The 11,839-nt window shown below is 66.5% G+C and carries 9 protein-coding genes and 1 pseudogene; 6 read left to right on the top strand and 4 right to left on the bottom strand.

Annotated elements, in window-relative coordinates:
* Positions 1-538 (top strand): annotated as a pseudogene (locus ACEN88_RS14640) (hypothetical protein); the annotation flags it as partial.
* A gap of 84 nt (positions 539-622) precedes the next feature.
* Here the strand turns inward: ACEN88_RS14640 and ACEN88_RS14635 are convergent.
* The 3 genes from ACEN88_RS14635 to ACEN88_RS14625 are packed head-to-tail and all read right to left on the bottom strand — an operon-like array spanning position 623 to position 2,325.
* Positions 623-1,192 carry a YceI family protein gene (locus ACEN88_RS14635; RefSeq protein ID WP_413340657.1) on the bottom strand — a complete coding sequence of 190 codons (570 nt, stop codon included), beginning with the start codon at positions 1,190-1,192 and terminating at the stop codon, positions 623-625.
* A 30-nt stretch (positions 1,193-1,222) separates the two neighbouring features.
* Complete coding sequence (locus ACEN88_RS14630) at positions 1,223-1,777, bottom strand: YceI family protein (RefSeq protein ID WP_413340656.1); 555 nt, start codon at positions 1,775-1,777, stop codon at positions 1,223-1,225.
* A gap of 11 nt (positions 1,778-1,788) precedes the next feature.
* Positions 1,789-2,325 carry a cytochrome b gene (locus ACEN88_RS14625; RefSeq protein WP_413340654.1) on the bottom strand — a complete coding sequence of 179 codons (537 nt, stop codon included), beginning with the start codon at positions 2,323-2,325 and terminating at the stop codon, positions 1,789-1,791.
* A gap of 238 nt (positions 2,326-2,563) precedes the next feature.
* Between ACEN88_RS14625 and ACEN88_RS14620 the strand changes: the two genes are divergently transcribed.
* On the top strand, positions 2,564-4,507 hold the full coding sequence (locus tag ACEN88_RS14620) for a TonB-dependent receptor plug domain-containing protein (protein ID WP_413340653.1): 1,944 nt from the start codon (positions 2,564-2,566) through the stop codon (positions 4,505-4,507).
* A 100-nt stretch (positions 4,508-4,607) separates the two neighbouring features.
* Here ACEN88_RS14620 and purB read toward each other — a convergent pair whose 3' ends face one another.
* Positions 4,608-5,987 (bottom strand): adenylosuccinate lyase, encoded by a 1,380-nt coding sequence (gene purB, locus ACEN88_RS14615; protein WP_413340650.1) that lies wholly within the window; start codon positions 5,985-5,987, stop codon positions 4,608-4,610.
* 165 nt (positions 5,988-6,152) lie between these two features.
* Between purB and ACEN88_RS14610 the strand changes: the two genes are divergently transcribed.
* The 4 genes from ACEN88_RS14610 to ACEN88_RS14595 all read left to right on the top strand — a co-directional run.
* Positions 6,153-6,761, top strand: coding sequence for a glutathione S-transferase family protein (locus tag ACEN88_RS14610; protein ID WP_413340648.1), 609 nt, complete (start codon positions 6,153-6,155; stop codon positions 6,759-6,761).
* A gap of 4 nt (positions 6,762-6,765) precedes the next feature.
* Positions 6,766-7,779: a LacI family DNA-binding transcriptional regulator gene (locus tag ACEN88_RS14605; RefSeq protein ID WP_413340647.1), complete on the top strand. Its 1,014-nt coding sequence runs from the start codon at positions 6,766-6,768 to the stop codon at positions 7,777-7,779.
* 214 nt (positions 7,780-7,993) lie between these two features.
* A complete protein-coding gene (locus ACEN88_RS14600) occupies positions 7,994-10,273 on the top strand; it encodes a TonB-dependent receptor (RefSeq protein WP_413340645.1) in 2,280 nt (759 codons plus the stop codon).
* 15 nt (positions 10,274-10,288) lie between these two features.
* Positions 10,289-11,839: alpha-amylase family glycosyl hydrolase (locus tag ACEN88_RS14595; protein WP_413340643.1), on the top strand; the 1,551-nt coding region annotated here is incomplete at its 3' end.

Raw genomic sequence — 11,839 nt, 5'->3', positions numbered from 1 at the left:
ACCCGCCGGGGACGGGGGGGGCACCGCGACGACAGGCGGCGGTATCGCCGGCGGCATGGCCGGCAAGGGCGCGGGCGAAGTCGTGAACCCGAAACCGGGCGACGATCTGCATGAGCACAACCTGGCCGGCGGCGGCGGCGCGGCAGCCGGTGCCGCGATTGGTGCCGTCGGCGGCCCGGTCGGCATGGCGGCAGGTGCAGCCATCGGGGGCATCGCCGGCGGCATGGTCGGCAAGGGTGCCGGCCACCTCGTGAATCCGACGGTGGAGGATGCGTACTGGCGCTCGAACTACCAGACGCAACCGTACTACACCACGGGCTACACGTACGACGATTATTCGCCGGCCTATGCGCTGGGCTACAACAACGCCCGCCGCTTCCCGTCCTACGACCTGGCCGAGCCGCACATGGCCGACGAGTGGGATCGCGTGAAGGGCCATTCGCGCCTGTCGTGGGAGCAGGCCAAGTCGGCCAGCCGCGCCGCGTGGGATCGCGTGGAGCGTGCGATTCCGGGTGATTCGGATCGCGACGGCCGCTGATCGTTCGGCGGCGCTACGAACCCGGCAAAAGAAAAAGCCCCGCGGCCGTGCTGGCCGCGGGGCTTATTCTTTTGGATCGAGCGATTACTGCTTGACGGCTTCGACCTGGATCGCCAGCTTGACTTCCGGCTTGAAGCCCATCTTGACGCCGTAGTCCACGCCGAAATCGGCACGGTTGAACGTGGCCGACGCATCGGCGCCGCACACTTCGCGCTTCAGCATCGGGTGCTGGATGCACTTGAACGAGTTGATGTGCAGGGTGACCGGCTTGGTCACGCCGTGCAGGGTCAGTTCGCCGTCGACGGTGGACGGTGCGTCGCCCTTGAACACGATCTTGCCCTTGTAGGTGGCGTTCGGGTACTTGGCCACGTCGAACATGTCCGGGCCCTTGGCGTGCTCGTTCATCTTGGCGTGGCCGAAGTCCAGGCTGTTCGCGTCGATGGTGATGTCGACGGTGCCCGTCTTGGCCGCGCGGTCGACGACGATGGAGCCTTCCGTCTTGTCGAACTTGCCGCGCCAGTTCGACAGGCCGCCGAAGTGGTCGGCCTCGAAGCTCGGGTACGTGTGGTTCGAATCGATCTTGTAGGTGTCGGCGGCGAAGGCGGCGCTGGAAGCGAAGGCGACGGCCAGGAGGGCGAGGTGCTTGAGTTTCATGTAAGGCGATCCTTTAACGATAAATAGTGTTTATTGTCCCGCTGCGACGCGGAATTTGATGACGACTTCGTCGGCGACCATGCTCGTGTCTTTCCACTCGCCTTCGCCGATGTTGAAGGCCAGCCGCTTGATCGGCAGTTGCCCTTCGAAAACCTGTTTGCCGCCTTCCGGCTTGATGGTGACCGGGAAGGTCACGTCCTGGACCCGGCCCTTGATGGTCAGCTTGCCCGAGACAGAGAGCTTGCCCGCGCCGGCCGGCTTGATGGCGGAGGAGACAAAGGTTGCCTTCGGAAACTTGGCCGAGTTGAACCAGTCCTTGCCGGCCACTTCCTTGTTGTACTCGGCCTCGCCGATGTCGAAGCTGGCCGTGTCGATGTCCACGCGCGCCGTCGCTTTTTCCGGGTGCGCCGCGTCGTAGTCGATCTGCGCGTTGAAGCTCTTGAACTTCGATTCGACCGGCACGTTCATCTGCTTGAACACGGCCGAGACGCTGCTGTGCGCGACATCGGTTTTCAGCGGTACGGCGCTGGCGATCAGCGTCACGCCAGCCAATACGGCAGCCAGGCCGCCACGGGTGAATTTCATGGTTTTCTCCTTCAGTGGGAACGGCCGGGCAGCATGCGTCCGAGCGTGCCGTCGCGGTCGACGAATTGGTGCTTCAGGGCGGCGACCACGTGCAGGCCGACGAGGCCGGCCATGACCATGTTCAGCCAGTAGTGGATCGGCTTCAGCGTGTCGGCCAGCGCCGGGTTCTTGGCGATGAACACGGGCAGCTGGAACAGGCCGAAATAGACGACCGGGAAGCCGGCCGCCAGCGTGTAGAAATAGCCGGACAGCGGCACGGCGAAGATCAGCACGTACAGCAGATGATGCAGGCCGTGGGCGGCGCCGCGCTGCCACGCGGGCATCGTGTCGGGCAGCGCCGGCGGACGGTTCTTCAGGCGCCACAGCAGGCGGATCGTGGCGAGCAGCAGCACGGTCACGCCGGCCCATTTGTGCCACGAAAAATACTTCAGCTTGGTGGGCGAGATGCCGGGAATGTCCGTCATCACGAGACCCAGCGTGAACGCACCGATGATCAGCACGGCGATCAGCCAGTGAAGCACGATGGCGGTCGTGGTGTAGCGCTGCATGACGGGTCTCCGATGAATTAGTACGAATTAGAACTAAATATTACCAAACTACCCAGCACACTAGCATGAGTTGCGGGTAGCTGTGGATTTGCAATAGGGATACTTTAACGGTTCCAAATATTGCGCGGAAGCTATCCATACGGATAACTTTGTTCAGCCAGTGGGACAATCCGTGGCGCATATGCCATGTCTGCATATGTGAAGGTAAAATGTCAAGAAAACGGATTTATAAAACATAATGACCCACACGCCCGGTCTGCCTTTGTTAGTGGCGGCGCTGATGCTGACCTTGCCGGCGCATGCCGGGGAAGCGGCGCGTCGGGGCGAGTTCGCCGACCTGTCGATCGAAGAACTGGCCAACATCGACGTCACGTCCGTCTCGCGCCGGCCCGAACGCCTGCAGGGCGCGCCGGCCTCCGTGTACGTGATCACGGCGGACGACATCCGCCGTTCGGGCGCCCGCAACCTCGCCGAGGCGCTGAACCTCGCGCCGAACCTGCAGGTCGCGCGCAGCAGCAACGCGAACTATTTCATCTCCGCGCGCGGCATGAACGGCACGAGCAACAGCCCGGCCAACAAGCTTCTCGTGATGATCGACGGCCGCTCGGTCTATTCGCCGCTGTTCTCCGGCATGTTCTGGGACGAGCCGGACGTGATGCTGGAAGACGTCGAGCGGATCGAAGTGATCAGCGGCCCCGGCGGCACGTTATGGGGCGTGAATGCCGTCAACGGCGTCATCAACATCACGACCCGCCACGCGCGCGACACCGTGGGCGATCTGCTCGTGCTGCGCGCCGACGTCGACGGCGTCCAGGCTGCATTCCGCCACGGCGGCGCGATGGAGGGTGCGATGGGCAAAGGTGCGTGGCGGGCCTACGGCAAGGTGTTCGGACTGGGGCATAGCGAACTCGCCTCCGGCCGCGCGATCGACGACGACTGGACGCAGGGCCAGGTCGGCTGGCGCGGCGACTGGGAGCGGGGCGAGGAGCGGTTCAGCGTCAACGCCAATGCCTGGCGCGGACGCGAGGGCCAGCCGGCGCCCGGCGTCATCGCGGCGCCGGGTGCGGGCACGGGCCTGGACGACATCCAGCTGCATGGCGCCAACGTCACGGGACGCTGGGAGCATGTGCTCGACGGCGGCGGCAGCGTGACCGCGCAGGCGTATTACGACTACCGCTACCGCAAGGTGCCGCCCACGTTCACGGACGCCGTCGGCATCCTCGACCTGCAACTGCAGCACGCGCTGCCCGCGCACGGCCGGCACAGCATCGTGTGGGGCGGGGAATACCGCACCAGCCGCGACCGCGTGGACAACAGCCGCTTCGTCGCGTTCCTGCCCGCGCGCGACACGCAGGCCTGGGCCAGCCTGTTCGCGCAGGACGAGGTGGCCCTGCGCGACGACCTGAGCGCCACGGCCGGCGTGCGCTGGGAGCGCAATCCGTACACGGGCACGGAATTCCTGCCGAACGTGCGCCTGTCCTGGCGCGCCACGCCGATGCACGCGTTCTGGGCGGCCGTGTCGCGCACCGTGCGCGCGCCGTCGCGGCTGGACGTGGACGCGTACGTGCCCGGAGCGCCGCCCTACCTGCTGGCGGGCGGCCGGGGCGTGCGGACGGAGACCGCGCGCGTGCTCGAACTGGGCTATCGCGGCCAGGCGGGGCAGATCGTGTCGTATTCCGTGACGGCGTTCCGCAACCTGTACGACCACCTGCGCACGCAGGACGTCACGCCGGCCGGGCAGATCGTGTTCGGCAACCTGATGGTAGGCCAGGCGCGCGGCCTGGAGGCGTGGGGCAATGTGCAGATGACGCAGGCGTGGCGTTTGTCCGCGGGCGCCACGCTGCTGCACGAGGAATTCGCGTTGAAGCCGGGCAGCCGCGACCAGGGCAGCCCGATGACGACGGGGCGTGATCCGGCCTACACGGCCCAGCTGCGTTCCAGCCACGCGATCGACGCGGACCGCGAACTGGAACTGGCCGTGCGCCGCAATGGCGCGTTGGGATTTCCGAACGTGCCGGCTTACTGGGCCGTGGATGCCCGGTTCGGCTGGCGTTTCGCGCCGGGGATGGAGTTATCGGTGATCGGGACGAACCTGAACGGCGGGCACGCGGAGTACGGCGTGGCGTCGGTGCGGACCGAGGTGCCCAGGACGGTGGGAGTGAAGCTGACGTGGCAGCGCTAAACCCGTCGTTCCCGCGCAGGCGGGAACCCAAGTTCTGCACGCGTTTCGACAGCTCATGCAAAATTGGGTCCCCGCCTTCGCGGGGGCGACGTTCATCGACTTAGATAGCCTTCGCCAGCTGCGCCGCCAGACCGGTGTAATTCGCCGGCGTCATGGCCAGCAGCAGGTCCTTGGCATCTTGCGGAATCGCCAGCTTGCCGATGAATTCCTGCAGCGCGTCGCGCGTGATGCCCTTGCCGCGCGTGAGTTCCTTCAGTTGCTCGTACGGGTTCTCGATGCCGTAGCGGCGCATCACGGTCTGCACCGGCTCGGCCAGCACTTCCCAGTTCGCGTCCAGGTCCTGCTCCAGGCGCGCCGGGTTCACTTCCAGCTTGTTCAGGCCGCGCAGGCAGCTGTCGTACGCGAGCAGCGCGTAGCCGAAGCCCACGCCGATGTTGCGCAGCACGGTGGAGTCGGTCAGGTCGCGCTGCATGCGCGACACCGGCAGTTTATCGGCCATGTGGCGCAGCACGGCGTTGGCCAGGCCCAGGTTGCCTTCCGAGTTCTCGAAGTCGATCGGGTTCACTTTGTGCGGCATCGTCGACGAGCCGATCTCGCCGGCCTTCAGCTTCTGCTTGAAGTAACCGAGCGACACATACGTCCAGATGTCGCGGTTCAGGTCGAGCAGGATCGTGTTCGTGCGCGAGATCGCGTCGAACAGCTCGGCCATGTAGTCGTGCGGCTCGATCTGGATCGTGTACGGGTTGAACGTCAGGCCCAGGCGCTGTTCGATGACGTTCTTCGAGAACGCCGGCCAGTCGAAGCCCGGATACGCCGAGAGGTGCGCGTTGTAGTTGCCGACGGCGCCGTTCATCTTGCCGAGGATTTCCACGTCCGCGATGCGCTTCACCGCGCGCTGCAGGCGGGCGACGACGTTGGCGAATTCCTTGCCGAGCGTGGTCGGGCTGGCGGTCTGGCCGTGCGTGCGCGACAGCATCGGCAGGTCGGCGTTCGTGTGGGCGATCTCGGTCAGCCTGGCGATGACGGCCTGCAGCGACGGCAGCAGCACGCCGTCACGCGCGGCTTTCAGCATCATGCCGTGCGACGTGTTGTTGATGTCTTCCGACGTGCATGCGAAGTGGATGAATTCGGACGCGGCGACCAGCTCCGGCACGTCCTTCACTTGTTCCTTCAGCCAGTACTCGACGGCTTTCACGTCGTGGTTCGTGACGGCCTCGATTTCCTTGATGCGGGCGGCGTCCGCGTCGGAGAAGTCGGCGGCCAGCTTGTCCAGCAGGGCGGATGCGTCGGCGGAGAACGGTTTCAGTTCGGCGAAGCCGGCCTGCGACAGCGCCTGCAGCCAGGCGATCTCCACTTTCACGCGGTGGTGCATGAAGCCGGCTTCCGACAGGATCGGACGCAGCTTGTCGGTCTTGGCGGCGTAGCGGCCGTCCAGCGGGGACAGGGCCGACAGGGTCGAGGAGGATGCGGTAGAGGTCATGGGAGGAGGGAGGCGGTGAGTGCAAAAACGAGATTCTACCATCGGCAGGCTGGGGTTGGCCGCTTTGTCAAGTCTCATTTGGCCACCGTTGCAGGCGTTTCGCCGGCGTTTGGCGGGCGATAGGCCGATGCTATACTGTCTGCCAATCCACATGACTGAGCATCTATGAAACTCATCGGTTCCTTCACCAGTGCCTACGTGCGCAAGGCGCGTGTCGTCCTGGCAGAGAAAAAGCTCGACTATCAGTTCGAGCTGGAAAACGTCTGGGCGCCGGAAACGGAGATCGCTGCGTCGAACCCGCTGGGCAAGGTGCCGTGCCTCGTGATGGAAGACGGCAGCACGATGTACGACTCGCGCGTGATCGCGGAATACCTCGATACGCTGACGCCCGTGTGCAAGCTGCTCCCGCCGAACAGCCGCGACCGCGCCAACGTCAAGGTGTGGGAAGCGCTCGCGGACGGCGTGCTGGACGCGGCCGTGCTGGCCTACCTGGAGCGCACGTGGCGCCCGGGCGAGCAGCAGAGCCAGGCCTGGTTCGACCGCCAGATGGGCAAGGTGCGCGGCGGTCTTGCCGTGATGTCCGAGAACCTCGGCGAACAGCCGTTCTGCATGGGGATCCATTACACGCTGGCCGACGTCGCCGTCGGCTGCACGCTCGGCTGGCTGTCGTTCCGCTTCCCGGACATCGACTGGCGCAGCGCGTATCCGAACCTGGCGCGCCTGTTCGACAAGCTGTCGGAACGGCCGTCGTTCAAGGACACCGTCCCGCACTGATACGATGTCCTCGTCGTCCCGGCGGTTGCAAATGGCCGACATCGCGCGCCTCGCGGGCGTGTCGACGTCGACCGTCTCGCGCGCGCTCAGCCACAGCCCCCTCGTCAACCAGGAAACGCGCGACCGCATCCTCGACCTCGCGCGTTCGCTGAACTATACGATCAACATCGGCGCGCAAAACCTGCGGCTGCAGCAGAACCGCACGGTGGCCGTCGTCATCCCGATCGACCAGTCCTCGCGCCAGCAACTGACCGACCCGTTCTTCCTGTCGATGCTGGGCGGCCTCGCGGACGCGCTCAGCGAACAGGGTTTCGACACGCTCGTTTCGCGCGTGGACGCCGACCAGGTCGACGCCGCCGCCGCCCCATTCGACGGCGGCCGCGCCATCGGCGTGATCCTGATCGGCCAGGGCCGCCACCACGCTGAACTCAACAAGATGGCCGCGCGCGGCGTGCCGTTCGTCGTCTGGGGCGCGCAGCTGCCGCAGCAGTTGTACACGACGGTCGGCGGCGACAACGTCACGGGCGGCCGCCTCGCGACGGAACGCCTGCTGGCGCAGGGCCGGCGCCGCATTGCCTTCTTCGGCGACACCAGCTTGCCCGAGGTCGAGCAGCGCCACCGCGGGTACGTCGAAGCGCTGGCCGCGCATGGCCTCTCTCCCGATCCGCAACTGCACGTGGCATCGTCGTTCCTGCCCGAGAGCGGCGGCCAGGCCGTGGCGGAACTGGCCCGGCGCGGCGTCGCGTACGATGCCCTGTTCGCCAGCAGCGACCTGCTCGCGATGAAATCCATCCACGCCATGCGCGAACAGGGCAAGGACGTGCCGGTCGACGTGGCCGTCGTCGGCTACGACGACATCGAGTTGTCCAGTTATTTCCACCCGCCGCTCACCACCGTCGCCCAGCCGCGCGACGTGGCCGCGCGCGCGCTCGTCGATGCGCTGCTCGTCCTCGTCGACGGCCGCAGCGCACCCTCCGTCCAGCTTCCCACCGAACTGATCGTCCGCGCCAGCGCCTGACCGGGCGTTGCCATTCCACCCTCGTTGCGCATTGATTTGCAAACGTTTGCAATTGCGACGATTTTTTACCTCAGAGGCGAGAGAATCCCGCATGGCTAGCCGGTTGCAGCGTTTTTGCAACGTTATTGCAATCGTTTGCATTTTTCCAAAAATAGGGAAATAATGGCCGCGTGCCTGACAAGGTGCCAACAAATCGAATACAAACGGAGGAGACATGGAAGTTCGCATGAAGCACACGGCGCGTGCCGTGGCGCTGGCTTTGCTGCACCTGGGTGCGGCGTCCGCGCAGGAAGCCGCCGCGCCGGCATCGGCTACCGATGGCCTGAAGATGGAACGCGTCGTCGTCACCGGCACGCCGATCGGTTCGAGCAAGATGAAGTCGAGCGTTTCGGTCAGCACGCTGGAAGCGGACGCCATCCAGAACCTCGCGCCGACCAGCGCCGCCGAAGTGCTGCGTTCGATCCCGGGCGTGCGCTCGGAGTCGTCGGGCGGCGAAGGCAATGCCAACATCACCGTGCGCGGCGTGCCCATCTCCGCGGGCGGCGCGCGTTACGTGCAGATGCAGGAAGACGGCCTGCCGGTGCTGCAGTTCGGCGACTTCAACTTCATCACCCCCGACAGCTACATCAAGATCGACGGCACCCTCGACCACGTGGAAGCCGTGCGCGGCGGCTCGGCCTCGACCCTGGCCACCAACTCGCCCGGCGGCATCATCAATTTCATCTCCAAGGACGGTGCGCAGCAGGGCGGCAGCATCGGCCTGTCGCGCGGCCTCGATTACGACAGCACGCGCGTCGACTTCGACTACGGCGCGCCGGTCTCGGAGCGCGACCGCTTCTTCGTCGGCGGCTTCTACCGTCGCGGCGAAGGCATCCGCAACGCGGCCGGCAAGAACGAGCGGGGCGGCCAGCTGCGCGCGAACTTCACGCACGACTTCGACGGCGGCTACGTGCGCGTCTCGCTGAAGCACCTCGACGACCAGAGCCCGACGGCGCTGCCCGTGCCGGTCCTCGTCAACAACGGCCACATCTCGGAAATCGCCGGCATCGACCCGCGCTATGCATCGTTCTATTCGCCGTACTGGGTCAAGGACGTCTCGCTCACCAAGGGCAATGGCATTGTTGCGAGCGACGTCAACGACGGCCTGTCCGTGAAGAGCAATGCGATCGGCCTGGAAGGCTCGTTCGACCTGGGCAATGGCTGGACCGTGACGAACAAGTTCCGCAAGGCGTCCAACAGCGGCCGCTTCGTGGGCGTGTTCCCGGCCGACAGCGGCACGGTGGGCAGCTATACCTTCGCGACGGGCCCCAGCGCAGGCCAGGCCTACAACGGCCGCGCCTTTAATGCCGTCGTCTTCAACACGTCGATCGACGACGCGGGCAACACGCTGAACGATGCGCGCCTGACCAAGACATTTAAAATCGACGGCGCGAAGCTGAACGTGACGGCGGGCTGGTACTCGTCGCTGCAGAAGCTGGGCCTGACGTGGAACTTCAACCAGTACCTGATGCAGGCGACCGGCGACGACCCCGCGCTGCTGAAGACCGCGAGCGCGACACCGGGCTACGTGGGGCCGGCATTCGGTGGCTGCTGCTCGCGCGCCGTCGACGTCGAATACCGCACCAACTCGCCGTACGCGAACTTCGGCTGGGAGCAGGGCACCGTGAACGTGGACGCCAGCGTGCGCCGCGACCGCCAGCACGCCGGGGGCAGTGCCAACATCGCCACCAATGCGGCGGCGTACCAGCCGGGCACCGTGCAGCACGTCGACTACGACATCGGCCACACGTCGTATTCGGTGGGCGGCAACTGGAGAATCACGCCGTCGCTGGCACTGTTCGCCCGCACGAGCGAAGGCGTGGCGTTCAACGCCGACCGCATCCTGTTCGGCACCCCGCTGGACGGCAGCGCGCCGATCAGCATCAACACGGTGAAACAGCTGGAAGGCGGCGTGAAATGGCGCAGTGGCGGCCTGTCCACGTTCCTGACGCTGTTCCATGCCAAGACCCGCGAGAGCAACTACGAAGCGACGACGCAGCTGTCGACCGCGAACAGCTACGACGCGAAAGGCGCCGAACTGGAAGCGGCCTATCGCGTGGGCGACTTCCGCGTCAACGGCGGCCTCACCTTGACCAATGCGAAGATCACCGCGACGGCACCGGGCGGCGAAGCCACGATCGGCCACACGCCGCGCCGCCAGGCACACGCCGTGTACCAGCTCACGCCGAGCTACGACCTGGGCGCGGCCAACTTCGGCCTGGCCGTCGTCGGCACCGGTAAAAGCTGGGGCGACGATGCGAACACGCTCGTCCTGCCCGGCTACACGGTCGTGCATGCGTTCCTGAATTACCAGCTGACGCCGAAGGTGCAGCTGTCCCTGAACGCCAACAACCTGTTCAACCGCATCGGCTACACCGAGATCGAAGGCGACGGCCATGCTGCCCGCTCGATCACGGGGCGCGCCGTGAAGGCCAGCGTCAAGTACGCGTTTTAAGGATCCATGAGCACGATGTCCCATTCCCTGCGCCGCCTGCTCGACGGGTTGCCGCCGGCTCGCCACGCCGACGCGCAGCGTCGTTTCGCGAGTCACGAGGCCGTGCTGGCCGACCGCCTGCAACGCCTGTACGGCCACCTGCCCGGCCACGCCGGCTGGTTCGACAACCTGATGGCCGGGGTCGGGCGCCTGATGGCAGCGCGCCCGGCCGCGCTGCAGGCGCTCGACGCCGCCCGCGAAGACGACCCGCGCTGGTTCTGCGCGCCGACGATGCTCGGCTACAGCGCGTACGTCGACCAGTTCGGCGGCAACCTGCGCGGCGTGAAGGAACGCATCCCGCACCTGCGCGACCTCGGCGTCACGTACCTGCACCTGCTGCCGTTCCTGCGTCCGCGCGCGGGCGAGAGCGACGGCGGGTTTGCCGTCGCGAGCTTCGACGAGGTCGACCCGCGCTTCGGCACGATGGCCGACCTGGAAGACCTGACGGCGGCGCTGCGCGAAGCGGGCATCAGCCTGTGCTCGGACCTGATCCTGAACCACGTGGCCGACGACCATCCGTGGGCGCTGGGCGCGCTCACCGGCGACACCGCCATGCGCGCCTTCTTCCACGTGCTGGACGAAGACAGGGCGCAGGCGTATGAACGTACGCTGGGCCAGGTGTTCCCGCAGGCGGCGCCCGGCAATTTCACGCATGTCCCGGCGCTGGGCGGCTGGGTGTGGACCACGTTCTACCCGTTCCAGTGGGACCTGAACTACGCCAACCCGGCCGTGTTCGAAGCGGTCGCGGCGGCGCTGCTGCGCCTCGCGAACCGCGGCATCGACGTGTTCCGTCTCGACTCCACCGCGTTCCTGTGGAAGCGCCTCGGCACGGACTGCATGAACCAGCCGGAAGCGCACCTGCTGCTGCAGGCGTTGCGCGCCATCGTCGACATCGCCGCACCGGGCGTGCTGCTGAAGGCCGAGGCGATCGTGCCCACGCGCGAACTGCCCGCGTACTTCGGCGACGCCGCAGCACCCGAATGCCACCTCGCGTACCACAGCACCCTCATGACGGCCGGCTGGGCCGCGCTGGCCGAGGAAGACGCGGGCCTCGTGCGCGCGGTCGCCGCCGCCACGCCGCCGCTGCCATCCGGCGCGAGCTGGCTGACCTATGTGCGCTGCCACGACGACATCGGCTGGAAGCACCTGCTGGCCGAAGCGGGCAGTCTCGACCGCCTGGCCGAAGTCGCGCGTTTTTATAACGACGAGGTGAGCTATGCCGCAGGCGTCGGCTTCCAGGGCGGCCTCGCGACCAACGGCACGGCCGCGGCGCTCTCCGGCGCGGACGGATCCGAGGAAGGCTTGCGGCGCCTGCTGCTCGTGCACGGCCTCGCGCTGTGCTTCGGCGGCCTGCCCGTGCTGTACATGGGCGACGAGCTGGCCATGGCCAACGACGACAGCTACCTCGCCGATCCGGCAAAGGCGCACGACAGCCGCTGGATCCAGCGCGCGCCGTTCGACGAAGCGCGTCACGCGGCGCGTGACGACATCACGACGCCGGCCGGCCGCGCGTACGCGGGCCTGCGC

This window comes from Massilia sp. CT11-108 (assembly GCF_047302915.1).
GTDB lineage: Bacteria > Pseudomonadota > Gammaproteobacteria > Burkholderiales > Burkholderiaceae_D > Telluria > Telluria orientalis.
This window is presented reverse-complemented; position numbering and strand designations above follow the sequence as displayed.